This is a genomic window from Pseudarthrobacter sp. 10T415, from assembly GCF_056394175.1.
The window spans coordinates 96,713-121,757 of the sequence record NZ_JBFTHJ010000004.1; the positions used below are offsets into that span (position 1 = coordinate 96,713).

Sequence of the window (25,045 nt, forward strand, 5' to 3'; positions counted from 1 at the left end):
GGCACCAGGCCCAATGGTTCAACTAATATCGAACCGTGGCTACGTCGGCGAACCTCCCCCACCCCACCCGCGCGGATCTCGATCTGCCCAGCGTGCTCTTCGCATTGAGCGATCCTGAGCGGCTGGACATCGTGCGCCAGCTCCGCTCCGGCCCGCTCGACATGGCCGACTGCTCGCTCAGGGTTCCGGACATGCCGAAGTCCACCAAATCACACCTCATGAAGGTCCTCCGCGAGGCCGGAGTCATCCGCAATGAGGCCAACGGCCGGGGCCGCCGCCTGACCCTCCGGTCCGAGGACCTGGAGGCCCGCTTCCCCGGATTGCTCCCCGCAGTCCTCGACGCACCGGTGCAGTAACGCCGCCCGCGGCCTGCGCGCCATTCCGTTGCTGTTGATGCGCAGGCAGCGATCCCCCCGGAAGCCACTCTGCCGAGGCTGGCTGGTGCCCGTTCTCCCACAGCGGAACCAGGCTTTTGTAGCCCGGAATTCCCCGCCATTCCGGGCGCCGGGGGATTGCCGTCGTCGTCGCCTGCATCCGTATGGGGCAAGAGTTGAGTGAAGTACGCTCAACTTCAGTTGACATCATGTGTGCCCTGAGTAAAGTTGAGTGCAGAACGCTCAATCATGCGGGCGCCAACCAGTTTCCAAGGAAAGAAGGAAGCAACACATGTCACGTGCAGTAGGTATCGACCTCGGAACCACCAACTCCGTCGTCTCCGTTCTCGAAGGTGGCGAGCCCACCGTTATTGCCAACGCCGAGGGTGGCCGCACCACGCCGTCGGTGGTTGCATTCTCCAAGTCCGGCGAAGTCCTCGTTGGCGAAATCGCCAAGCGCCAGGCCGTCAACAACATCGACCGCACCATCGCCTCCGTCAAGCGCCACATGGGCACTGACTGGAAGGTGGACATCGACGGCAAGAAGTACACCGCGCAGGAAATCTCCGCGCGCACGCTGATGAAGCTGAAGAACGACGCCGAGTCCTACCTTGGCGAAAAGGTCACCGACGCTGTCATCACCGTCCCGGCCTACTTCAACGATGCCGAGCGCCAGGCCACCAAGGAAGCCGGCGAAATCGCCGGCCTGAACGTCCTGCGCATCGTCAACGAGCCCACCGCCGCAGCACTCGCCTACGGCCTGGACAAGGGCAAGGAAGACGAACTCATCCTGGTCTTCGACCTCGGTGGCGGTACCTTCGACGTCTCCCTGCTGGAAGTCGGCAAGGACGAAGACAACTTCTCCACCATCCAGGTCCGCGCCACCGCCGGTGACAACCGCCTCGGCGGCGACGACTGGGACCAGCGCGTTGTTGACTACCTGCTGAACCAGCTCAAGGTCAAGGGCATCGACCTGTCCAAGGACAAGATCGCCCTGCAGCGCCTCCGCGAAGCCGCTGAGCAGGCCAAGAAGGAACTCTCCTCCTCCTCCAGCACCAACGTCTCCCTCCAGTACCTGTCCGTCACCCCCGACGGCCCGGTCCACCTGGACGAGCAGCTGACCCGCGCCAAGTTCCAGGACCTCACCAAGGACCTGCTCGAGCGCACCAAGAAGCCGTTCCACGATGTGATCAAGGAAGCCGGCATCAAGCTCTCCGACATCAACCACATCGTGCTGGTGGGCGGCTCCACCCGTATGCCCGCCGTCTCCGAGCTGGTCAAGGAACTTGCCGGTGGCAAGGAACCGAACAAGGGCGTGAACCCGGACGAGGTTGTGGCCGTTGGCGCTGCACTCCAGGCCGGCGTGCTGAAGGGTGAGCGCAAGGACGTCCTCCTGATCGACGTCACCCCGCTGTCCCTCGGCATCGAAACCAAGGGCGGCGTCATGACGCACCTGATCGAGCGCAACACCGCCATCCCCACCAAGCGGTCCGAGACCTTCACCACCGCTGACGACAACCAGCCGTCCGTGGCCATCCAGGTCTTCCAGGGCGAACGCGAATTCACCCGCGACAACAAGCCGCTGGGCACGTTCGAGCTGACCGGCATCGCTCCGGCACCGCGCGGCGTCCCGCAGGTTGAGGTCACGTTCGACATCGACGCCAACGGCATCGTCCACGTCTCCGCCAAGGACAAGGGCACGGGCAAGGAACAGTCTATGACCATCACCGGCGGCACCGCACTCTCCAAGGAAGACATCGACCGCATGGTCCGTGACGCCGAGGAACACGCCGCAGATGACAAGGCCCGCCGCGAGGCAACCGACACCCGCAACTCCGCAGAGCAGCTCGCCTACTCCGTGGACAAGCTGATCGCCGACAACGCCGACAAGCTGCCCGAAGAGGTCAAGACCGAGGTCCAGGCCGACGTCGACGCCCTCAAGAAGGCACTCGAAGGCACCGACGACGCCGAGGTCAAGACCGCGTTCGAGAAGCTGCAGGCTTCCCAGACGAAGCTCGGCGAAGCCATCTACTCCCAGGCCGGTTCGCCGGACGGCGCCACCGGTGCCGCGGGTGCCGAAGGCGCAGCAGCGGGCGATGGCTCCAAGGCCGACGAAGACATCGTCGACGCCGAGATCATCGACGAAGACGAAGCGAAGAAGTAAGCCATGCCCCATCACGGTAACGAGGAAGAGCACTCTTCATCCGCGAACCACGAGGGCAAGGGCAACAGCCAGGAACCGGTCATCCGGGACAACCGCAAGGTTGACCCGGTGACCGGCCAGGCCCGGCACCCTGAAGGCGGGCAGCCCGGTTCCGCACAGGATTCCGACGGCGACGCGCTGGCCCAGGCCGAGGAGATCCTCAACGGCGTCGAGGTGCCCGCAGGGGAATCCGTGGCCCAGGGTGTTCCCGCAGGGTCCGCCAACGCTGAGGCAGCCGAGCTGAAAAACGACCTCCTGCGCCTGCAGGCCGAGTACGTCAACTACCGCAAGCGCGTTGAACGCGACCGCGCCGTGGCAGGGGAAATGGCCGTCATCGGCGTCCTGAACTCCCTGCTCCCGGTCCTGGACGACGTCGACGCCGCACGGCAGCACGGCGACCTCACCGATGGCCCCTTCGCCGCGATCGCCGCCAAGCTGGAGAACGCGCTGAAGACCTACGGACTGGTCCGCATCGACGAAACCGGCGTGGAGTTCGACCCCACGGTCCACGAGGCCCTGATCCAGCAGCCCGGCGAAGACATCGAGGTTGACACCGTCAGCCAGGTGCTCCGCTCCGGCTACAAATCAGGCGACCGCGTGCTCCGCGCAGCACAGGTGATTGTGGCTGTTCCGGCTTAGTTCGCTCACGAACGGATAAGGGGCCCCGCCCCTACGCGTGGCGGCTCGGTCCTAACGGACCAAGCCGCCACGCTTCGGCAGGCCCGATGCCACTCCCGGGCCCCTTATCCGTCCGTCGCTTGGCGGTAACCTCGCCTTAACGCTTTTTGTACTTTTGAAAGGAAACGCCATTGGCTAGCCAGGATTGGGTGGACAAGGACTTTTACAAGATCCTTGGTGTTGCCAAGGACGCTTCCGACGCCGATATCAAGAAGGCTTACCGGAAGCTGGCACGGCAGTTCCATCCGGACACCAACTCCGGCGATGCAACTGCCGAGAAGAAATTCAAGGACGTCTCCGAGGCCTACTCGGTGCTCTCCGATGCTGATGAGCGCCAGCAGTACGATGCCATCCGCGCCATGGGCGGTGGCGCCCGGTTCGCTCCCGGCGGTGGCGGTGCCGCGGGCGGCAACGGCGGGTTCGAGGACCTGTTCGGCGGCCTATTCACCGGCAACACTGGACGGCACGCCGGCGGCTTCAACCCGTCCTCCGGCAATATCCCGCCCGAGTTCGCGGACCTGTTCGGCGGCGGCTTCGGCGGCTCGCCCGGGTTCCAGCGGACACCCCAAAAAGGCGCGGACCGCACCGCGTCCACCAGCATCTCGTTCTCCGGTGCCATCCGCGGCACCACCATCGGCCTGCGCGAACCCAATGGCGAAGTCATCGATGTTCGCGTCCCCGCCGGTATCAAGGACGGCCAGAAGGTCCGTGTGCGCGGCAAGGGCCAGCCCGGCCAGGCCGGCAACGGCGACCTGGTGGTTGCCGTCTCGGTCAAGCCGCACGAGTTCTACACGCGCGACGGCGACAACCTCCGCATCCACGTCCCGGTCACCTTCCCCGAGGCTGCTTTGGGCGGCGACATCGAGGTGCCCACCATCGACGGCGAAAAGGTGCGGGTCCGTGTTCCGGCCGGCACGCCGTCGGGCCGTACCCTGCGGGTGAAGGGCAAAGGCGTGAAGACCTCAAAGGCCACGGGCGACCTCCTGGTGACCATCGACGTCGCGGTTCCCAAGAACCTGAACAAGGACGCCGAGGCCGCCGTGAAGGCTTTCGCCGAGGCCACGGCCGGCGCCGACGTTCGAGAGGGCCTGGCCGCCAAGGCCCGGCTGTAGCGGAGGAGGTGTGCCGTGGACATCAACGCTGACCAACCCATCTTCGTGATTTCCGTGGCGGCTGAACTGGCTGACATGCACCCCCAGACGCTCCGCCAGTACGACCGCCTGGGCATCGTCAAACCCAGCCGCGCCCCCGGGAAATCCCGGCGGTACTCGCAGCGGGACGTCAACATGCTCCGCGAAGTGCAGCGGCTGTCCCAGGAAGGCGTCTCGCTCGAAGGGATCAAACGCATCCTCGAACTGGAAAACCAGGTGTCTGCCCTGCAGCGGCGCGTGCTGGAACTGACCGAGGAACTGGGGCGGCGCCCTCAGGCGTTCGACTCCCGCATCTTCGCCGCGGGCGCGGCCGGCGACGTCGTGAGCCTGGCCCGCGGCCAGCGCCCCCGTCCGCGGTCGCAGGCCGTGGTGCTGTGGCGGCCCCGCGCCATCGGGCAGTAGCAGCAGCTGCCGCCCGGTGAGTACCCGGCCCCTGGCCGCCTGGCGAAATTAGAGTACCCACTACTCGTGCAGCCCCGCCCGCGGAAACCTTCAATGGAACCACTGCTGAATCAGCAGTGGTTCCATTCGTTTCTGGGGGTTATTCCATGTTTGGTTCTCTTCTCTTGGCCCGGCCATGAGCCCGGGAATGGAGGCAGTTGCGTCCTTCAGCGCTTCGGTGCCCGGACAGACCCTGCTGGCCATCGGGCAGACGATCGTGGTGGTGTGCGTCTGCTTCGACATGGTCCGGGCAACGTCCGTTCCGCGGTCGCACCGGCGCTACGTGGCCAGCACCGTCTTCCGGACCCTGGCCATCCCGGCGGTCATCGCCGATGCCCTGACGGTCCTGGTGGCCATCGTGGTGTCGTCGTGGATCGATGTGGTGATGGGCATGTTCGTGCTGACCGCCATCATCTTCCGGTTCCACTACGGCAAGGACGAGGACAACTGGTGGCAGGGCAAGGGCAAAAAGCTCGCCCGTTGGGCCCGCCGCCACCTGTCCGCCCGCACCTCGGTGGCTCCTGCCATGGGGTGAGCCGGAGCCCCCGGCCGTTGATGAACCAGCCGTTGATGAACCGGCCGTTGATGATTTAGCCGTTAATGACCTGCGGTACGCCCAGGGCCTTGAGGCCTTCGGCGCCGAATTCCAGGCCGTAGCCGGACTGTTTGGCCCCGCCGAACGGAATCCGCGGGTCGACGGCGCCGTGCCGGTTGATCCAGACGGTGCCCGCTTCGAGCCGGGCAGCTACCGCACGGGCCGCCGCGGGATCGGAGGACCATACCGAGGCGCCCAGGCCGACGTCGAGGGCGTTCGCCATCTCCACCGCTTCGTCGATGCTGCCGTAGCGGACGATCGGCAGCGCGGGGCCGAACTGTTCCTCGGCCACCAGCGGGTTGCCGTTGTCGATGTCCGCCACCAGCGTCGCGGGGTAGAAGTAGCCGGGCTGGCTGGCTTCCGGGTTTCCGCCGAGGAGGACGCGCGCTCCGGAAGCCCTGGCCGCCTCCACGAGGTTCGCGACGACGTCGTACTGCGCCTTGTTCTGCAGCGGCCCCAGGACGTTGTTTTCGTCCAGGCCGTTCCCCATCGGCATGGCCTTCGCGACATCGGTGAGTGCCTCGCAGACGGCGTCGTAGATGGAGTCATGTACGTAGAGGCGCTTGAGCGCGGCGCAGGTCTGGCCGGTGTTGATGAAGGCGCCCCAGAAGAGGCCCTGGGCGATCGCCCGGGGATCGGTGCCGGGCAGGACGATGCCGGCGTCGTTGCCGCCGAGCTCGAGCGTGAGGCGTTTGACGGTGTCCGCGGACGACCGGATGATCGCCTTGCCTGTGGCGGTGGACCCGGTGAACATGACCTTGCCCACCGCCCCGTGCGAGGCCAGCGCTTCGCCTACTTCCCGCCCGCCGGAAACCACGGTCAGCAGCCCCTCGGGAAGTTCCTCGTTGAGCACCTTGGCCAGCGCCAGGACCGAAAGCGGCGTGTACTCGGACGGCTTGACCACCACGGTATTGCCCATGCGGAGGGCGGGGGCGATCTGCCAGGTGGTGATCATCATGGGCCAGTTCCACGGCCCGATCGCGCCCACGACGCCGATGGGCCGGTAGTGCAGTTCGGCGCGCGTTTCGCCGTCGTCCACCAGGGTTTCGGTTTCCAGGGGAGTGCCGGCCGCGGCGCGGAGCCAGGCCGCGCAGGCGCCCACCTCGAACCGGGCGTTGGGCCCGTTGAGGGGCTTGCCCTGCTCGCGGGAGAGCAGCTGGGCGAGCTCCTCCGCTGAGCGTTCGACGGCGTCGGCCGCCTTGAGGAGGACGGCGGACCGTGCCTCGTGGCCCAGGGCAGCCCACGCGGGCTGCGCGGCGGCGGCAGCGGTGAGGGCCGCTTCCAGGTCCGCCACTCCGTGCACCGGAGCCTCTCCCACGGCCGCGCCGGTCGCTGGGTCCAGGATGGTCCGGCCGGTGCCGGGGGCGGGCGAGATGGCGGCCAGAAGCGCATCATAGGTTTCCACGGGTACTCCACTTCGAGTAGGCAAGGACGCCAGCCGGGCGGCTGGGCGGGCTGCTTCCCAGTGTGGTTGAGCACGGGGCGCGTCCCTTGTGTTGTGGCGCAGGACTGTTGACCCGGAGGGAACAGTGGCCAGTCCCGCGACGCGGTGCCATGATGTTGAGGATCAGGTTCACGGCACCGCCCCCCGCCGGGCAGCAAGGACGTGCGGTCATGCCATATATCAACGGTCTCAACGACGTGGGAAACGGCGATCTGGCCGCTGCCGGCGGCAAGGCCCTGGGCCTGGCCGGGCTCATCCATGCCGGGCTGCCGGTTCCGCCGGGATTCGTACTGGGCACCGATGCCTACGCCGAATTCGTCAACGCCAACGGCTTGGGCGACGAAATCCAGCGTCTGGCCGCGGTGTCCCCGGATGCTGCGCCCGGGGACTATGCGGCTGCCTCGGACCGGATCCGTGCCCTGTTCACGGGCGGCGCCCTGCCTGGCGGGATGCGGGACGAGCTTGCAGGCGCCTATGGGCTCCTCGGCGCAGCGGACGTCCCGGTGGCGGTCCGGTCGTCAGCCACCGCGGAGGACCTGGCCTCGGCCAGCTTCGCCGGGCAGCAGGACACCTACCTGAACGTCCGTGGATTCGAGGCCCTGACGAAAGCGGTCATCGGCTGCTGGGCCTCGCTCTGGACGGCGCGAGCCATGGCCTACCGGGCCCGCGAAGGCGTGCTGCCCGGCCAGGTGCGGCTCGCCGTCGTGGTCCAGCAGATGGTGGAAGCCGAGGCAGCCGGGGTGATGTTCACTGCCAACCCCGCGAACGGCCGGCGCGACCAGGCAGTCATCAGTGCCGCCTGGGGGCTCGGCGAATCGGTGGTCAGCGGCACCGTCAGCACCGATGACCTGGTGGTGGAGGCAGCCACGGGAAAGGTGCTCTCGCGCCAGACCGCCGATAAAACCGTCATGACCGTGTACGCGGAGGGCGGGACCCGGGAGCAGCCGGTGGCGGCAGCCCGCCGTCGTGCGCCCGTCCTGGACGACCCCGCAGCTGCCGAACTGGCGTCTCTTGGCCGGCGGATTGCGGAGCACTTCGGGGCGCCGCAGGACATCGAATGGGCGCGTGCCGACGGCACTTTCTTCATCCTGCAGTCCCGTCCCATCACCGCCCTGCCGGAGCCGGCGGCCGACATCCCGGACACCTGGCCCCTGCCCTACCCAAAGGGCATGTACTTCCGGGCCAGCATCGTGGAGCAGTTGCCGGACCCGTTGACGCCACTTTTCGCCGACCTCATTGACGGCTCCGTGGCGAGGTCGCTGCAGGCCCTGCTGGCCACGGCGGTGGGCAAGAGCGCCGTCCGAGACGGTGACGTCCGGCTGCCCACCGTCAACGGCTACGCCTATTACTACTACCGCAACTCCGGCATGTGGCGGATGATGGCCAAATCGCCGGCGGCCTTCCGCGCCCTGTTCCGCGGCGAGGCGCATATGGGCGTAGCCGGCTGGCGCGAATACTCGCACCCCAAGTACCAGCGGGTGGTCAAGGACTGGGCCGCGAAGCCACTGCAGGAGCTGCCCGGCGGGGAGCTGCTGGCCGGCGCGCAATCGCTGCTGGATGCCGGGACCGTCTACTACACCGCCGTGCAGTCCATCATCCCGCTCGCCGCCACCAGCGAGCTGTCCTTCCGGGCGTTCTACGACAAGCTGGTCCGGCGGGAGGGTGATCCTCCGGCGCAGGCACTGCTCCTCGGCTTCGACAGCGAGCCCATCCGCGCCGAGAAGTCGCTCTACGACCTTGCCGGCTGGGCGCGCAGCGACCCCGGGCTCACGGCGGTATTGCTGGAACGGCCGACGACGGAACTCGCCGAGTGCCAGCGCACCGGTGCGCCACCGGCCGGGGTGGACGACGTCCTGTGGCAGGAGTGGCGGTTCACGTTCCAGGAACATCTGGATCTCTACGGCCACGCCGTCTACAACCTGGACTTCGCCACCCCGGTGCCGGCTGATGACCCCGCCACCCTGCTGGAGACGGTGAAGTTCTACCTGCGCGGCCAGGGCACCGATCCGCATGAGCGCCAAAGGCTCCTGACCGAGCGCCGGGAAGAACTGACCCGTGTTGCGGCGGCCCGGCTGGGACCCCGCCGGCGCGCCGTGTTCTTCCGCCTGCTGCGGTGGGCGCAGGCCACGGCGCCGATCCGGGAGGATGCCCTCGCCGACGTCGGGCTCGCCTGGCCGCTGCTGCGGCGGACACTGCTCGAACTCGGGCGTCGGCTGGTGGCGTCCTCCGTAATCGCCGCCCCGGAAGACGTGTTCTGGCTGCAATTCCAGGAGCTGCTGAGCGCCGTCGAGTTCGGGCTCGCCGCACCCGGCACGGAGGCGGCCGGTGCTGCTACCGTGGCCATCACCGGAACGGCCCGCCCTGTCCGTGCCGACGCCGTCGAGGAACGGCGGATGCTGTGGCGGGGCCAGGCGAAAGCCGCTGCCCCGCAGATGCTTCCGGAGAGCCGGTGGATGGAACGGTCCTTCGGCTCGTGGATGCCGGCCGGATCGCAGCACCAGAGCGGTGACGTCATCAGGGGCGTCGGTGCGAGCTCGGGCCGGGTCAGCGCTCCTGCCCGCGTGCTGTCCGGGCCCCAGGATTTCGGTCAAATGCGGCCGGGCGATGTCCTGGTGGCACGGATTACCACGCCGGCCTGGACATCGCTGTTCGCCATGGCCTCGGCCGTGGTGACGGATGTGGGCGGCCCGCTGAGCCACAGTTCCATCGTGGCCCGCGAATACGGCATCCCCGCTGTCCTCGGCACCGGGGTGGCCACGCAGCGGCTCACCACCGGGCAGCAGGTCCTGGTGGACGGGGACGCCGGCACGGTCACTGTCCTGGCCGCGGACCACGCCACAATCGATGATTCAGCGTCATCAACAAAAAAGTTATTGTGAACTGGTCATATTAAGCCCTAGAATCAACGGCAGGCCGGTGAAGTCCTGACAAGACTGCCGGGTGATTCCTCCCCGGATCCAGGCAAACGCACCGCATACCCACCAGCGAAAATCACGCTTCCTCCTGCCGCCATGCCGCAGGGGAAGTGGGTATTGGGCGCCCCCAGAAACGCAGGAGAACACCATGGCTTTGCAGTCCTACCTCATTGAAGCCGGCGCAATCGACGCCACCGCCGTCCCCCGCGGCGGAAGCTACGTCACCTTGCCCGCCGGACAGGAAGTGTCGCCGCGCCCCGAGGGCAGCTACGTCTCACACCCGGAAGACTTTCCTGAAACTGCCAGCAAGGCGCAGGGCACGTATGTGACCCTCCCCGGCGGTGCGGCCGGGGAAACGGAACTCACCTACACGCGCGTCGGCTGACGCCCGGGCGTTTTGCCCTGACCCGCCGGCAAGCAGCTGATCAGTAGCTGGCCTGGGTTTCGCCGTTGGGCTGCTTTACATACTTCGCGGCGAGGGCTTCGGAGCCCCGTGCAAGAAGGGCGACGTCGGCGCCGACCAGGATGAAGTCGGCTCCGTTGTTGAGGTAGTGCTGTGCGGTGTCCGGGTTGAAGGCGTTGACCCCTGCCGGTTTCCTGGCGGCCTTTGCGGCGGCGAGGCAGTGCTCGACGGCGGCGCGCACCTGGGGGTGTTCCTGCTGTCCCAGCAGGCCCATGGAGGCCGCGAGGTCGGAGGGCCCGATGAAGACGGCGTCGACGCCGTCCACTTTGAGGATGTCTGCGACCGCTTCGACGGCGGCGGTGGATTCGATCTGGACGGTGACGCTGATGGTGCTGTTGGCCCGGTTCAGGTAGTCCGGGACCCGGTTCCACCGTGCTGCCCGGGCCAGCGCGGAGCCGACGCCGCGGACGCCGTGGGGCGGGTAGCGGGTGGCGGCCACGGCGGCTTCGGCTTCGGCCACGGAGTTGACCATGGGGATCAACAGGTTCTGCACGCCGAGGTCCAGGTATTGCTTGATCACAACTGTGTCGTTGACCGGGGGCCGGACCAGGGTGTGGACGGGGTAGCCGTGGATGGCCTGAAGCTGGGCCAGGATGGATTCGAGGCCGTTGGGGCTGTGCTCGGCGTCCACCAGGAGCCAGTCCAGGCCGGAACCGGCGCAGAGTTCGGCGATCAGCGGGCTGCCGGAGCACACCCACATCCCGGCGAGCGGGCGGCCCGTTTCAATGTGTTGTGCGGCGAGGGCGTCGCGGAAGGTGTGGTCTATTCGAAGCGGCACGTGACGCTCCCGAGGGGTCCGTAGTCGGCGTGGACGGTGTCGCCCTTGTAGGCCCAGAGGGGGCGGGTGAAGGAGCCGGCGAGGATGATGTCGCCGGCTTTCAGGGAGTCGCCGTGGGCTGCGATCTTGTTGACGAGCCAGTGGACGCCGTTGGCGGGGTGGTCCAGGACGCCGGCGGCCACCCCGGTTTCCTCCACGGTCTGGTTTTTGTAGAGGATGGCCGAGACCCAGCGGAGGTCCACGGCGTCGGGCTTGACGGGGCGTCCGCCGATGACCATGGCGCCCATGGCGGCGTTGTCCGAGATGGTGTCCACGATGGTCCGGCCTTCCATTTCGATCCTGGAGTCCAGGATCTCGAGGGCCGGGACCACGTAGTCGGTGGCTTTCAGGACATCGAAGATGGTGCAGCCGGGGCCCTTGAGCCCGTCCTTCAGCACGAAGGCCAGTTCCACCTCTACCCGCGGGTGGGTGTACTGGTCCCATTCAACTGTGCACCCGGTTTCGAGGACCATGTCGTCGAAGATGGCGCCGTAGTCCGGTTCGGTGATGCCGGTGGCGGCCTGCATGGCCTTGGACGTGAGGCCGATCTTCCGCCCCACGAGGGTCCGGCCGGCTTCCTCGTTGCGGCGCCGCCACAACTGCTGGACGGCGTAGGAGTCCTCCACCGTCATGCCCGGGTAGCGGGCGGTCAGGCGGGGCACAGGAGTGCGGGTCCGGGCGGCTTCCAGCAGTTCGTCCGCGATGGCCTCAATCGTCTTTGGCTCCAGCATCGGTCAGACCTGCGCTCCCAGCTTGAAACCCTGGGCTTCCCCGGCGGGCCCGGCGTCACCGTCCGTCTTGCGGGTGTAGGAGAAGCCGTCGGCGCCTACGGTGACCGCCATTTCGGATTTTTCCTCGCGTTCGATGACGGGTTGGGGGTTGCCGTCGAGATCCAGGACCAGGGAGGCCTCGGTGTACCAGGAGGGGACCACGGGGTTGCCCCACCAGTCGCGGCGCTGGTTGTCGTGGACGTCCCAGGTGATGGTGGGGTTGTCCGGGTCGCCGGTGTAGTAGTCCTGGGTGTAGATCTCGATGCGGTGCCCGTCCGGGTCCAGGATGTAGAGGTAGAAGGCGTTGGAGACGCCGTGCCGGCCGGGGCCTCGTTCGATCCTGTCGCTGATGCGAAGGGCGCCCATCTTGTCGCAGATCTGGATGATGTTGTGCTTTTCGTGCGTGGCGAAGGCGACGTGGTGCATGCGGGGGCCGTTGCCGCCGGTCAGTGCGGTGTCGTGGACGGTCTGCTTGCGGTGCATCCACGCGGCGTACGTGACGCCGTCGGAATCCTTGATGTCCTCGGAGACGCGGAATCCGAGGTCTTCGAGGTACGCCCGGCCCTTGGGGACGTCGGGCGTGACCTGGTTGAAGTGGTCCAGGCGGACCAGCTCGCCGGCTGAGTAGAGGTCGTAGCGCTGGGTGAGGCGTTCCACGTGCTCGGTCTCGTAGAAGAATTCGTAGGGGAAGCCCAGCGGGTCTTCGACGCGGACGGAGTCGCCGATGCCTTTGGTGAAGCCGTCCTTGCGGCGTTCCACCCGGCAGCCGAGTTCGCGGTAATAGGCTTCGGCGGCGTCCACTTCGGCGGGGGATTTCACCCGGTAGGCGAAGGCTGCCACGGCGGCGATGGGTCCCTTGCGGAGGGCCAGGTTGTGGTGGATGAACTCCTCGAGGGAGCGCAGGTAGATGTTGTTCTCATCTTCCTCGGTGACGTGCAGGCCCAGGACGTCCACGTAGAACGCGCGGGACCTGGCGAGGTCGGTGACCACGATTTCCATGTAGGCGCAGCGGACGATGTCCGGGGCCGGGACAGAAGGGGTGGGAACGAAGTTGGTCATGGGATGCTCTCTTCTTTGAAAGGGGTTTCTTACCCAACTGACTGGCAGTAGTTGTCGTTATGGGGGCCCAAAACGACAACAATTGCGACCTAGTTGGGCTGGTAGGAATCAGGCGCCGAATTTGGGGGTGTGGACGCTGCCGAGGGTGATGTGCACGGCCTGCTGGTCGGTGTAAAAGTCGATGGAGCGGTAGCCGCCCTCGTGGCCCAGGCCTGAGGCCTTGACGCCGCCGAACGGCGTGCGCAGGTCGCGGACGTTGTGGCTGTTCAGCCACACCATGCCGGCTTCGACGTTCTGGGAGAAGTTGTGCGCCCGGGTCAGGTTTTGGGTCCAGATGTAGGCGGCGAGGCCGTACTTGGTGTTGTTCGCCAGGGCGAGGGCTTCGTCGTCGGTGTCGAACGGCGTGATGGCCACGACGGGTCCGAAGATTTCCTCCTGGAAGATCCGGGCGTCGGGCGCGACGTCGGCGAACACCGTGGGTGCGATGTAGTTGCCTTCCGGCAGGTGGTCGGGTCGGCCGCCGCCGGCCAGGAGCCTGCCCTCGCTCTTGCCGATCTCCACGTAGGAAGCCACCTTGTCGTAGTGCTCGGGGTGGACCAGCGCGCCCACCTGGGTCTTGGGGTCGTGGGGGTCGCCCACCACGATGTTCTTGGCCCGGGCGGCGTACTTTTCGCAGAAGTCGTCGTAGATGGCGCGTTCCACGAGGATACGGGAGCCGGCGGTGCAGCGTTCGCCGTTGAGGGAGAAGACGCCGAACAGGGCCGAGTCGATGGCGGCGTCCAGGTCCGCATCGGCGAACACGACGCACGGGGACTTGCCGCCAAGCTCCATGGACAGGCCCTTGAGGTTGGTGGCGGCGTTCCGGAAGATCGTCTGGCCGGTGGTGGTCTCGCCGGTAAAGGAAATCAGCGGGACGTCGGGGTGCTTCACCAAGGCGTCGCCGGCTTCCTCGCCGAGGCCGTTGACCAGGTTGAACACGCCGTCAGGCAGGCCGGCGTCCTTGAAGATCGTTGCCCACAGGGACGCGGACAGGGGAGTGAACTCGGCCGGCTTCAGGACTACGGTGTTGCCGGTAGCCAAGGCTGGAGCGAGCTTCCAGGATTCAAGCATGAACGGGGTGTTCCAGGGCGTGATCAGCCCGGCCACGCCGATCGGCTTGCGGTTCACGTAGTTGATCTGCGAGCCGGGAACCTTCATGGCGTCGTCGAACTGGGCCACAATCAGGTCCGCGAAGAAGCGGAAGTTCTCGGCAGCGCGGAGGGCCTGGCCCTTGGCCTGGGTGATGGGCAGGCCGGTGTCGAAGGTTTCGAGTTCGGCGAGCCGGGCTTCCTGGGCTTCGACGGCGTCGGCGATTCTGTTAAGGACACGGGCCCGTTCGCGGGGTTTCATTCTGGGCCACGGGCCATTCACGAACGCTTCGCGGGCGGCGGCGACAGCAAGGTCGATGTCCTCTTTCTGGCCGGCCGCCGCGGTGGCGTAGTTCGTGTTGGATACCGGGTCCAGGACGTCGAAGGTCTTGCCGCCCACGGAGTCAACGAATTCGCCGTTGATGTAGTGCTGGATGTGGGTGGGCAGGTCCTCGGGAATGTAGTGCTTGGCAGTTTCTGTTGAGGTCGTCATCGTTGAAGTCCTTTACTGGTGCTGAGCTTGCTAACGGGTTTGGGCGAGGTACGCGTCCAGGGTGGCGGTACGGTGCTGGCGGGCTGCCTTTTCGATGGTGTCGGCGTCTGCTCCGGTTTCGATGAGCGTCAGCAGGTTTTCGTGTTCCTCGACGGAGCCAAGGGCGCGTCCGGGGACGAAGCGGAAGGTGGAGGACCGGAGGGCCGCGAGCCGGTTCCAGCCGCGGTGCACCAGGTCCAGGATGTGCGGATTGGGGCAGTGCTCGAACAGGACGGAGTGGAAATCCTGGTTGAGTTTCGTGAACCGGACGGGGTCGAAGTGGTCCAGGCAGTCCCGCATTTCCTCGTTGATGGCGCGTGCCCGGGCGATGGCCTGCCCGTCGATCAGTGGTGCGGACAGCGCGGTGGCGGCCCCTTCCACGATGCTGAGGGTCTGCATGGTGTAGAGGTATTCGGTGGGGTCGATGCCTGCCACGGTGGCGCCGACGTTCCGTTCGAACGTCACCAGCCCCTCAGCCTCGAGCCGGCGGATGGCCTCGCGGACGGGGACCACGCTGACGCCGAGGTCCTTGGCGATGATGCTCAGGACCAGCCGGTAGCCGGGGGTGTAGGTGCCCTCCACGATGCGGGCTTTGACGGCCTGGTAGGCCTGCTCGGACTTGCTGCCGGCAACCACGGTGGCGTCAGTCATTGTGCTTTCCTGCTTCCCACTCCGCGAACCGGGCCTGCCATTCGGTGTTCATCGGGTAGAGGCCGTCCACGCTGTTTCCCTGCTGGACCATCTCGAAGATGAAGGTCTCCTCCTTCTCCTGCCGGATGCAGTCGTCTGCGAGTTCTTCGGCGATGGCGGGCGGGATCACCAGGATGCCGTCGGAGTCGGCCACGATGATGTCGCCGGGCTGCACGGTGGCTCCACCGCAGGCGATGGTGATGTCCGTGTCCCACGGGATGTGTCGGCGGCCCAGCACGGCGGGGTGCGGGTTGGAGAAGTACGTGGGCATTTCCAGGCCGGCCACGGCGGTGAAGTCGCGGACGCCGCCGTCGGTGATGATGGCCGCGGCGCCGCGGACCTGGGCGCGGAGCGCGAGGATGTCGCCCACGGTGCCGGTGCCCTTCTCGCCGCGGGCCTCCATGACCAGGATTTCGCCCTCGTTGACCGAGTCGATGGCCTTCTTTTGGGCGTTGAAACCGCCGCCGTGGGTTTTGAAGAGGTCTTCGCGGTTGGGGACGTAGCGGAGGGTCCGGGCCAGGCCCACCACCTTGCGGTCGGGGCGGGTGGCCTGCAGGCCGTCGATGCTGACGTTGTTCAGCCCGCGCTTGCGCAGCTGCGAGGACAGGGTGGCGGTGGCCACGGATTCGAGTTTGGCTTTCAGTTCCGGGGAGAGGGCAGGCCCGACGGCGGCACCCGCCCCGGGTGCCTCGTCAACGGGTGCGAGCCCCGCGGCCTCGCGGGAACCGTAGGCTTCCTCCCGCTGCACGTCGTCAACCATGGGCCGGGCACCAAAGTCCGCGAACGCCGTCGTGCCTTCCTCCACCGTGGTGGCCAGCCGCCCGGTGGTGAGGCCTCCGTCGCTGCTGCTTAAATCGACAGTGCTGACTTCCACTTCGAGGACGTCGCCCGGCGTGGCCACGGAGGCGCCGGCGGGGGTGCCGGTGAGGATGATGTCGCCTTCCTCGAGGGTAAGGAGCTGGGACAGGTCAGCGACGAGGCGGGCGAACGGGAAGAGCAGGTCTTCGGTGGTGTCGTCCTGGACCAGGTGGCCGTTGTGCCAGGTGCGGATGCGCAGTTTGGCGGGGTCGACGGCGTCTGCCGGGATCAGTGCCGGGCCCACGGGAGTGAAGCCGTCCCCGCCCTTGGACCGGAGGTTGGACCCCTTGTCCGCGTACCGGAGGTCATACACGCCGAGGTCGTTGCTGGCGGTGACCGCGGCGACGTGGCTCCAGGCGTCCTCGATGCTGACGCGGCGGGCGGCCTTCCCGATGACCAGGGCGATCTCGCCCTCGTAGCCGAGCAGCTCGCAGCCGGCCGGGCGCTCCACGGTGCCGCCGCTGAGGGAAAGCGAACTTGAGGGCTTGAGGAAGTACGACGGCTGGGCCGGTGTGCGGCCCCGCTGCGAGGCCCGGCTGGGGTAATTGATGTGCACTGCGATCACCTTGCGGGCTGCTGCCAGGGTGTCGCCGTTGACCTGCTCCAAGACCGTCTCCTCATCAGGTACGAAATCGTATACGATCACTATTCTCCATCCGGCGGCTGCCGTCAACCCCCGGATATCCGGGCATCTTTGCAGCCTTCCGCAGGCTACTTGTCGCCCCCGTCACACGCGGCGTACAGTTGAAGTCAGCTCCTACGTTTCTATTATCGAATGTAGTGTTCTCATATAGAACGCATCCGCAGGCTTTGGTCCACGAGATGACGCAGCGGTCATCCGCCCACAACGAAGTGAGGTAACCCCGTGCAGTTCCATCACCACGGCTATGTATCCGGCGACCCGCGTGTCCAGCCCGCGGCCGGCGTCGGACTCAATCGCCCCGAGGACCTTCCGGATGAGGTGGACGTGCTGATCGTCGGCACCGGCCCCGCCGGGATGCTGGCGGCGGCGCAGTTGTCCCGGTTCCCCAACATCACCACCCGCATCGTGGAACGCCGTCCCGGCCGGCTCGCCATCGGCCAGGCGGACGGCATCCAGGCGCGGAGCGTCGAGACGTTCCAGGCGTTCGGCTTTGCGGAGCGGATCATCGCCGAGGCCTACCGGATTACCGAGATGGCGTTCTGGAAGCCGGACCCGGCCAACCATGCGAACATTGCCCGCGCCGCCCGTGCCGTCGACGATGAAATGGGAATCAGCGAATTCCCGCACCTGATCGTGAACCAGGCCCGCGTCCTGGACTACTTCGCCGAGTACATGGCCAACGCGCCAACCCGGATGAAGCCCGACTACGGCTATGACTTCGTGGGACTTGAGGTGGCCCGCGGCGGCGACCACCCGGTCACCGTCACGCTCCGGCACACCGCCGGCCCGGACGAGGGCAAGGACCGGGTGGTCCGCGCCAAGTATGTGGTGGGGGCCGACGGCGCCCGCAGCAAAGTGCGCCAGGCAATCGGCTGCACCATGGCCGGCGATCAGGCCAACCATGCCTGGGGTGTCATGGACGCACTCGCTGTCACGGACTTCCCGGACATCCGGACCAAATGCGCCATCCAGGCCGCCGAGGGCAGCATCCTGCTGATCCCGCGCGAAGGCGGCCACCTGTTCCGCATGTACGTGGACCTGGGCGAAGTGGACCCCGCCACCCATCACGAGGTCCGCAACACCAGCATCGAGCAGATCATTGCCAAGGCCAACGCCATCCTCCACCCCTACACGCTGGACGTGCGCAATGTTGCCTGGCACAGCGTGTACGAGGTGGGCCACCGGCTCACGGACAGGTTCGACGACGTCCTGCCGGAGGAGCGCGGCACGCGCACCCCGAGGGTGTTCATCACCGGCGACGCCTGCCACACGCACAGCGCCAAAGCAGGCCAGGGCATGAACGTCTCCATGCAGGACGGCTTCAACATTGCCTGGAAGCTGGGCCACGTCCTGGAAGGCCGCAGCCCGGAAAGCCTGCTCAGCACCTACTCCGAAGAACGACAGGTGGTGGCCAGGAACCTCATCGACTTCGACAAGGAATGGTCCACCATGATGGCCAAGAAGCCGGAGGAGTTCGAAAACCCGTCAGACCTTGAGGACTTCTACGTCCGCACGGCCGAGTTCCCGGCCGGGTTCATGACCCAGTACGCGCCGTCGCTGGTGATGGGCTCCGTCGATCACCAGGAACTGGCCAGCGGATTCCCCGTGGGCAAGCGCTTCAAGTCCGCCCCCGTGGTCCGGGTGGGCGACACCAACCCCCTGCACCTGGGCCACCACGCCACCGCAGACGGCCGCTGGCGGATCTACGTCTTCGCCGACGCCGCCCTGCCCGGCACCGGCTCGGCTGCGGACAAGCTGGCCGAGTGGTTCGCTGCCTCGCCGGCTTCACCGCTGGCCGCACCGCCGCCGGACGCCGACCCGGACGCGTGGTTCGATCTGAAGGTCATCTACCAGCAGCCGCACACCGCCGTCGACATCGGTGCCGTGCCCGCGGTCTTCAAGCCGCAGGTGGGGCCGTTCAAGCTCACCGACTACGAGAAGGTCTACGCCACGGACCCCAACGCGGACATCTTCGAGCTGCGCGGCATCGACCGCAGCGGCGCCGTGGTGGTGGTCCGCCCGGACCAGTACGTCGCGAACGTCCTGCCGCTCGGTGCGGCGGATGAGCTCGCAGAGTTCTTCGCTCCCCTCCTGGCAGCGGGCCAGCGCGCAGAGGTCTAGCGTCAGGCAACCGGTTGCCAGGGGTGGGGGGTCGTGTACTACCATTGGCATGCAGCCCGCTCGGCGAGTGCCCCTCTGTGCACGGCCTCCCTCCCTTTTCCGGACCGGGGTCTTCTGCGGCCACCCGCCACGGGTGCCCGGCCGGCCCGCTGCCGATCGGAGGAGGACTTCATTGGCCGAAAATTTGGAAAACAGCCCGGGGGACCACCAGCCGAAATTGGTAATCCAGCGCAGCCAGCTTGGCGGCACGGAACGGCGGCGGCCCGTCCCCGACGGGGAGAACCGTCCGCCCGTTTCCAGTCAGGAATTGAGCAAGGCCAAGGCCGAGCTCGCCGAGGAATCCAAGCCAAAGGTGAACTGGCGGGTGTTCGTCATCGCGTCAGCCATCATCCTGGCGTTTTCCGTCTGGGCCATGCTGGTGCCCGCCAGCGCCCAGGCCACCATGAAGACAGTGGTGGCCTGGATCGCCACGAACGTGGGGTGGTTCTACGTCCTCACCGTCACGGTCGTGATCGGATTCGTCCTGTGGGTGGCGCTGTCCAAGGAAGGCTCCGTCCGCCTTGGCCCGGACCACTCCAGGCCGCAGTACAAGCTCTTCACCTGGGTGGCCATGCTGTTCGCCGCCGGGGTGGGCATCGACATGCTGTTCTACTCCGTGACGGGCCCCATCACCCAGTACATGAAACCGCCCGCCGGTGAAGGGCAGACGGCGGCCGCGGCGCAGGACGCCGTGGTGTGGACCATGTTCCACTACGGCATTGCCGGGTGGGCCATGTACTCGCTCCTCGGCATGGCCATGGGGTACTTCGCGTACCGCTGGGGCATGCCGCTGTCCATCCGCGCAGCCCTGTATCCGTTGCTCGGGAAGCGCGTCCGCGGGGGCGTGGGCGACACCATCGACATCGTCACCCTGGTGGGGACGGTCTTCGGCGTGGCCACGTCCATGGGCATTGGCGTGGTGCTGCTCAACGTCGGCTTCGCCATCCTGTTCGGCCTGCAGGAAGGCATGGCGCTGCAGATCTCCCTGGTGGTTGTGGCCGTCATCCTCACCGTGGCCGCGTGCACCTCCGGCGTGGACAAAGGCATCCGCTGGATCTCCGAGCTGAACATCTGGAGCGCAGCGGCCATGCTGCTCTACATTTTGGTGACCGGGCAGACCTCCTTCCTGCTCAACGCCATGGTTGAAAACATCGGACGCTTCCTGTTCACCCTGCCGGACCGCAACCTGCAGACGTTCGCCTACCAGGACGGCGGCTCGGAATGGATGGCCGGCTGGACCCTCTTCTTTTGGGCCTTCTGGCTTGCGTGGGGTCCGTTCGTGGGGCTGTTCCTGGCCCGGATTTCGCGCGGCCGGACCCTGCGGGAATTCGTCATTGCCGCCATCACCGCCCCGGTGCTGTGCGACTTCCTGATTGTGAGCATCTTCGGTAACAGCGCCATGCACGAGGTCCTGGGCGGGAACGCGGAATTCGCGCAGCTCGCCATGGCCAGCCCGGAAGAGGGCTGGTACGCCCTGCTGAACATGTTCCCGGGCGCCAGCTTCCTGATCGGGCTGGGCACCCTGTCCGGCATGCTGTTCTACCTCACCAGCGCCAACTCCGGCGCGATGGTGATGTCCAACTTCTCCTCATCGATCCCCGATCCCTCGCAGGACGGCGCCAAATGGCTGCGCATCTTCTGGGCGGTCCTGACTGCGCTGCTCACCATCGCCATGCTGGTGGCCGGCGGCGTGACCACCATGGAATACGCCACCCTCATCTTCGCCCTGCCGGTGACAATCATCGCGTGGCTGGTGATGGCGTCCTTCTCCAAGGCCCTGCGGATGGAGCGCGCCGAGCGCGAAGGGCAGGTCCTGCGGCGGCAGTCGACGGCGGCCCACGGAGGGCAGGTGCCGGACCGCACCTGGCGGCAGCGGCTGGCCAACATGCGCGCCTACCCGTCCGTGAAACAGGTGGCACTCTTCATGGAGGGCACCGTGCAGCCGGCCCTCGCGGATGTGGTTAAGGAATTCGCCAGGCAGGGGTATCACGCCACCCTGGACGTGGTGCCGAACCCGGACGCCGGCATTTCCAGCCACGCCCTGGTGGTCAGCATCCCTGAGCACCGCGACTTCCACTACCAGGTGCAGGCGGTGGAAGCGCCGGTGCCTATGTTTGGTGGGCGCATGTCCCGGCAGACGGACATTTACTACCGGGTGGAGGTGTTCGCGCAGACGGGATCCGAAGGCTATGACCTCATGGGCCTGTCCCACCAGCAGGTGATCGATGACGTCCTGGACCGCTACGAGGCGCACCTGGGCTTCCTCACCTACTCCACCCAGCACGACTTTGCGTCAGTGCTCACCCCGCCGGTGGCCACAGGCAGCATGGCGGTGGTGGAACCGGAGGACGGTAAGCGCGCGGAATAGAGCCGGAGCCCGTGCCGGTCCCCGGGCTCAGGCCGCCGGCGTGCGGGCCGCCCGGTGGTCCGCCGCGGCGTACACCCCGAGGATCCGTACCTCGGTAGTGAAGAAGTCCAGTTCCTCGAGCGCCAGCCGGAGGGGAGTGTCCTCCGGGTGCGCTTCGACGTCGGCCATGAACATGGTGGCCGCGAACTCGTCGCCCACCATGTAGCTCTCCAGCCGCGTCATGTTCACGCCGTTCGTGGCGAAGCCGCCCAGCGCCTTGTACAGGGCCGACGGCACGTTGCGGACACGGAACACGAAGCTGGTCACTGCCGGGCCGGGAAGTTCGTCCCGGGCGGGCAGCGCCGTTTCACGGGCCAGCACCACGAAGCGGGTGGTGTTGGAGGGGTCGTCCTCCACCCTGGAGGCCAGCACGTCGAGGCCGTAGATCTGGGCGGCCAGCGGGGGAGCAAGGGAAAGCTTGCGGGGATCGTTCCACTCCGCCACCTCGCGGGCAGACCCTGCGGTATCGCCAGCGATCACGGGTTTGAGGCCGTGCTCGCGGATCAGCTTCCGGCACTGGCCCAGGGCGTGGATGTGGCTGTGGACCTCGGTGGCACCCTCGATGGTGCTGCCCGGGATACCCAGCAGGTCGAAGTGGATGGGCAGGAAGAATTCGCCCACGATCTGCAGGTTGGACTGCGGCAGCAGGATGTGGATGTCCGCCACCCGGCCTGCGATGGAGTTCTCGATGGGGATCATGGCCAGGTCCGCCTCGCCGCTGGAGACCAGTTCAAAGGCGTCCTCGAAGCTGGCGCAGGGGACGCTGTCCATCTCGGGGAACATCTGCTTGCACGCGATATTGGAGTTGGCGCCGGGCTCACCCTGGTACGCAATCTTTTGGGCCATGGTCCGTATGCTTTCACGCGCCGCGGCCCGTTAGGAAAACGGGCCGCGGATACTACATCGGCGTGACGCGCAGCCAGAGGTACTGCCGGGGGAGGAGCGTGACGCCCCCGTCCAGCTGCACCGCAGCTTCGGAGAGAAGGTCGACGGCGGCAGGGGCGAACCCGCCGAACGTTTCCGTGGGCAGCTCCTGGGCGGAGTCGCTGAAGTTGGCCAGGGCCAGCACCCGGGTGCTTTCCGGAGAAGCACCGGGCCGCTGGTACGCCAACACCGAGCGGTTGTGCGTGGCGAAGTCGATCAGCTGCGTGCCCGCCAATTCAGGGGTGCCGGCCCGGACCTCGGCCATCCGGCGGAGCCCCGCGTAGACCGCACCCGCGGGCGTGGAAGGGCTGTTGCGAAGTTTGTACTGCTCCGCCGGATAGTGCGGGCGGTGCACCCAGCGGCTGTCCTCCCCGTGGCCGGGTTCGCCGGCGTAGCCGTAGTCGTTGGTTTGCCCCACCTCGTCGCCCAGGTACAGCAACGGGATGCCGCCGGTGCTGAACGGCACCGAGTGGGCCAGGAGGATCCGTTCCACCGCCTCCGCCGGGTTGTCCTCCAGGCCGCACAGCGACGCCGTCGTCCCTGAAATCCTGCAGTCCCCGGTGCGGGGGTTGTCCTGGAACGGGACGCCACGCGCGAAGCTGCCGGGGAACCGGTTGACGTAGAACGAGTTGAGGAAGCGGCGGTGGTCGAAGCCGTTGATGCCCAGTTCGGCGGCGTCCTCGTCGGCGAAGGTCCAGCCGATGTCGTCGTGGCTGCGGACATAGTTGACCCAGGCGGTGCCGTCCGGGATGTTGTGCCGGCGTTCGAGCGCCTGGGCGAGGAGGGACGCGTCCCGGGTGGCCAGGGATTCCCAGATGAGCGCCATCTGCAGCGGGTTGTAGGAAAGCTGGCATTCGGCGGGGTCGATGTAGAGCGCAACCTCATCGGGGTGCACGATTGCCTCCGACTTGAACAGCAGCGACGGCGCCGCGAGCCGGCACACCGCGTTGAAGGCCCGGAGCAGCGTGTGGGCCTCGGGAAGGTTCTCGCAGGTGGTGCCCAGCTGCTTCCAGATGAACGCCACGGCGTCCATGCGGAGGATGTCCACGCCCTGGTTGGCCAGGAACAGCATCTCGCCCGCCATGGCCCGGAACACGTCCGGGTTCGAGTAGTTCAGATCCCACTGGTAGGTGTGGAACGTGGCCCACACCCAGCGGCCGTCCTCCATGCGGATGAAGGACCCCGGGTGGTTCTCGGGGAAGATCTCCCGGACGTCCTGCTCGAAGGCGTCGGGCATGGTCCGGTCCGGAAAGATCCAGTAGTAGTCGCTGAACTCCGGGTCTCCCGAGGCGGCTTTCCGGGCCCACTCGTGTTCGTCCGAGGTGTGGTTGAAAATGAAGTCCACCACCAGGCTGATCCCGTTGCTGCGCAGCTCGGCGGCCAGTGAACGCAGCTGTTCCATGGTGCCCAGCCTGGGGCTGACCTGCCGGTAGCTGGACACCGCATAGCCGCCGTCCGAATGCGGCTCGGGTGCCAGGAACAGCGGCATCAGGTGCAGGTAGGTGAGGCCGAGTTCCTTGAAATAGGGGATGCTGCTGCGGACCCCTTCCAGGCTCTCCGCGTAGCGGTCCACGTAGCAGACCCCGCCCAGCATGCCGTTGGACTGGAACCAGTGCGGGTTTGCCTCCCGCTCAGTGTCCAGGGCTTTGAGTTCCGGGGCGCGCTCCTGCCAGGACCGGGCGGCCTGGACCACCAGGGCTGCCAGCTGGTCCTGCCAGTCCGCCCGGGTGCCGTACAGCGGACGGAACAGGCCGGCCAGCAGCGGGAGGTACCGGTCCAGCCGCCGCTCAAAGTCAGGGTCCGCGGCCAGGCCCGCCGCACGCTCCCGGGACAGTGCGGCCAGCACAACGTCCCGCGGGATGTCCTGCCCGGCAGTGGGTTCCTCCACCCCGACGGATTCCTGCATGCCACGGCCCCTTCCGGCTTCCACCGGTCCCGCCCAGTCAGCGGCCGCCGGTGTTTGTACCGAAGTATGCCACGTCACACTCCGGCGGCGCGGACTGCTGCGGTGCGGCTTCATGGCAGTACCAGCGCTTCCATGCCCGCCGCGGCATACACAGCGGCGCCCACCACCCCCGCAGAGTTTTCCAGGCTGGCAGGAAGGACCCGCGTGCGCAGGGACAGGCGGGGGAGGAACTCGCTGCTGCACGCCGAAATGCCGCCGCCCAGGATGATGAGGTCCGGCGAGAAGAGGAACTCCACATGCTGCAGGTATTGCTGCAGCCTGACGGCGTACTCCGGCCAGCCCAACCCCTCAATCTCGCGGGCAACGGCGGACGCCCGGGATTCCGCCTTGCAGCCGCCCACTTCCAGGTGGCCCAGCTCGAGGTTGGGCACCAGCCGGCCGTCGACGATGAGTGCCGATCCGATGCCCGTTCCCAGGGTAAGGACCAGCACCGTGCCGGGCACGTCCTGCCCCGCGCCGTATCGGACTTCCGCCAGGCCCGCAGCGTCAGCGTCGTTGACCACGCACACGGCACGTCCCAGCCGGACCTCGAGGAAGGACCGGACATCACACCCGATCCAGCTGCGGTCCATGTTTGCCGCCGACGCCGCCACCCCGTTCCGGACAATCGAGGGGATGGCGACGCCGATGGGCCGGTCCGGAGCCAGGGGTGCCTGGGTTTCGAGCTCGCCGAGCAGCCGGTCCAGGGTGTCCGCCACCGCTTCCACGGTGCCGCCCGCCGGAGTGCGGAGGCGGCGCACGGCGCCGGCGGGGCTGCCGCTGTCAAGGTCGACCACGGCCCCCTTGATCCAGGTCCCGCCGACGTCGATCCCCAGCCCGAACCCCACG

20 protein-coding genes are annotated in these 25,045 nt (G+C 67.1%); 10 read left to right on the forward strand and 10 right to left on the reverse strand.

The window, feature by feature from the left end; all coding sequences use genetic code 11:
- Positions 1–35: 35 nt before the first annotated feature.
- The 6 genes from AC1DBN_RS07965 to AC1DBN_RS07990 all read left to right on the forward strand — a co-directional run bounded on the left by AC1DBN_RS07965 (position 36) and on the right by AC1DBN_RS07990 (position 5,382).
- Complete coding sequence (locus tag AC1DBN_RS07965; RefSeq protein ID WP_314215616.1) at positions 36–356, forward strand: ArsR/SmtB family transcription factor; 321 nt, start codon at positions 36–38, stop codon at positions 354–356.
- 310 nt (positions 357–666) lie between these two features.
- Complete coding sequence (dnaK, locus tag AC1DBN_RS07970; protein ID WP_091723625.1) at positions 667–2,538, forward strand: molecular chaperone DnaK; 1,872 nt, start codon at positions 667–669, stop codon at positions 2,536–2,538.
- A 3-nt stretch (positions 2,539–2,541) separates the two neighbouring features.
- Complete coding sequence (locus AC1DBN_RS07975; protein WP_477722955.1) at positions 2,542–3,216, forward strand: nucleotide exchange factor GrpE; 675 nt, start codon at positions 2,542–2,544, stop codon at positions 3,214–3,216.
- 170 nt (positions 3,217–3,386) lie between these two features.
- Positions 3,387–4,367, forward strand: coding sequence for a DnaJ C-terminal domain-containing protein (locus AC1DBN_RS07980; RefSeq protein WP_477722956.1), 981 nt, complete (start codon positions 3,387–3,389; stop codon positions 4,365–4,367).
- A 15-nt stretch (positions 4,368–4,382) separates the two neighbouring features.
- Positions 4,383–4,808 (forward strand): heat shock protein transcriptional repressor HspR, encoded by a 426-nt coding sequence (locus AC1DBN_RS07985; protein WP_056081345.1) that lies wholly within the window; start codon positions 4,383–4,385, stop codon positions 4,806–4,808.
- A 187-nt stretch (positions 4,809–4,995) separates the two neighbouring features.
- Positions 4,996–5,382 (forward strand): hypothetical protein, encoded by a 387-nt coding sequence (locus tag AC1DBN_RS07990; RefSeq protein ID WP_314214918.1) that lies wholly within the window; start codon positions 4,996–4,998, stop codon positions 5,380–5,382.
- Positions 5,383–5,437: 55 nt separating this feature from the next.
- Here AC1DBN_RS07990 and AC1DBN_RS07995 read toward each other — a convergent pair whose 3' ends face one another.
- Positions 5,438–6,847 carry an aldehyde dehydrogenase family protein gene (locus AC1DBN_RS07995; RefSeq protein WP_477722957.1) on the reverse strand — a complete coding sequence of 470 codons (1,410 nt, stop codon included), beginning with the start codon at positions 6,845–6,847 and terminating at the stop codon, positions 5,438–5,440.
- Positions 6,848–7,056: 209 nt separating this feature from the next.
- Here AC1DBN_RS07995 and AC1DBN_RS08000 point away from each other — a divergent pair, with 209 nt between their 5' ends.
- Positions 7,057–9,765, forward strand: coding sequence for a PEP/pyruvate-binding domain-containing protein (locus tag AC1DBN_RS08000; protein WP_477722958.1), 2,709 nt, complete (start codon positions 7,057–7,059; stop codon positions 9,763–9,765).
- A 184-nt stretch (positions 9,766–9,949) separates the two neighbouring features.
- On the forward strand, positions 9,950–10,186 hold the full coding sequence (locus tag AC1DBN_RS08005; RefSeq protein ID WP_477722959.1) for a hypothetical protein: 237 nt from the start codon (positions 9,950–9,952) through the stop codon (positions 10,184–10,186).
- 40 nt (positions 10,187–10,226) lie between these two features.
- Here the strand turns inward: AC1DBN_RS08005 and AC1DBN_RS08010 are convergent, their stop codons facing one another.
- The 6 genes from AC1DBN_RS08010 to AC1DBN_RS08035 all read right to left on the reverse strand — a co-directional run bounded on the left by AC1DBN_RS08010 (position 10,227) and on the right by AC1DBN_RS08035 (position 16,724).
- Positions 10,227–11,042, reverse strand: a complete 816-nt coding sequence (locus AC1DBN_RS08010; RefSeq protein WP_477722960.1) for an HpcH/HpaI aldolase family protein — start codon at positions 11,040–11,042, stop codon at positions 10,227–10,229.
- Positions 11,027–11,812: a 2-oxo-hept-4-ene-1,7-dioate hydratase gene (gene hpaH / locus AC1DBN_RS08015; protein ID WP_091723613.1), complete on the reverse strand. Its 786-nt coding sequence runs from the start codon at positions 11,810–11,812 to the stop codon at positions 11,027–11,029. Before hpaH ends, AC1DBN_RS08010 begins: the two co-directional genes overlap by 16 nt.
- Before the next feature lie 3 nt (positions 11,813–11,815).
- Positions 11,816–12,910 (reverse strand): 3,4-dihydroxyphenylacetate 2,3-dioxygenase, encoded by a 1,095-nt coding sequence (gene hpaD, locus AC1DBN_RS08020; protein WP_477722961.1) that lies wholly within the window; start codon positions 12,908–12,910, stop codon positions 11,816–11,818.
- A gap of 108 nt (positions 12,911–13,018) precedes the next feature.
- The gene (gene hpaE / locus AC1DBN_RS08025; RefSeq protein ID WP_091723610.1) at positions 13,019–14,530 is read right to left on the reverse strand and encodes a 5-carboxymethyl-2-hydroxymuconate semialdehyde dehydrogenase; all 1,512 of its coding nucleotides are present in this window, start codon (positions 14,528–14,530) and stop codon (positions 13,019–13,021) included.
- A gap of 30 nt (positions 14,531–14,560) precedes the next feature.
- Positions 14,561–15,220, reverse strand: a complete 660-nt coding sequence (locus AC1DBN_RS08030; RefSeq protein WP_091723608.1) for a GntR family transcriptional regulator — start codon at positions 15,218–15,220, stop codon at positions 14,561–14,563.
- Positions 15,213–16,724: a fumarylacetoacetate hydrolase family protein gene (locus tag AC1DBN_RS08035; protein WP_477723032.1), complete on the reverse strand. Its 1,512-nt coding sequence runs from the start codon at positions 16,722–16,724 to the stop codon at positions 15,213–15,215. The genes AC1DBN_RS08030 and AC1DBN_RS08035 overlap by 8 nt, the downstream gene beginning before the upstream one ends.
- A gap of 258 nt (positions 16,725–16,982) precedes the next feature.
- Here AC1DBN_RS08035 and AC1DBN_RS08040 point away from each other — a divergent pair, with 258 nt between their 5' ends.
- On the forward strand, positions 16,983–18,881 hold the full coding sequence (locus AC1DBN_RS08040; RefSeq protein WP_477722962.1) for an FAD-binding monooxygenase: 1,899 nt from the start codon (positions 16,983–16,985) through the stop codon (positions 18,879–18,881).
- A 172-nt stretch (positions 18,882–19,053) separates the two neighbouring features.
- A complete protein-coding gene (gene betT / locus AC1DBN_RS08045) occupies positions 19,054–21,288 on the forward strand; it encodes a choline BCCT transporter BetT (protein ID WP_477722963.1) in 2,235 nt (744 codons plus the stop codon).
- Between the two features lie 27 nt (positions 21,289–21,315).
- On the opposite strand, the gene AC1DBN_RS08050 is transcribed toward betT, so the two are convergent.
- From AC1DBN_RS08050 to ppgK, 3 genes are all read right to left on the reverse strand, one after another.
- Positions 21,316–22,173, reverse strand: coding sequence for a prephenate dehydratase (locus tag AC1DBN_RS08050; RefSeq protein ID WP_477722964.1), 858 nt, complete (start codon positions 22,171–22,173; stop codon positions 21,316–21,318).
- Between the two features lie 52 nt (positions 22,174–22,225).
- On the reverse strand, positions 22,226–24,157 hold the full coding sequence (locus AC1DBN_RS08055) for an alpha-amylase family glycosyl hydrolase (RefSeq protein ID WP_091723601.1): 1,932 nt from the start codon (positions 24,155–24,157) through the stop codon (positions 22,226–22,228).
- Positions 24,158–24,267: 110 nt separating this feature from the next.
- The gene (gene ppgK, locus AC1DBN_RS08060) at positions 24,268–25,044 is read right to left on the reverse strand and encodes a polyphosphate--glucose phosphotransferase (protein ID WP_314214894.1); all 777 of its coding nucleotides are present in this window, start codon (positions 25,042–25,044) and stop codon (positions 24,268–24,270) included.
- Position 25,045 lies beyond the last annotated feature (1 nt).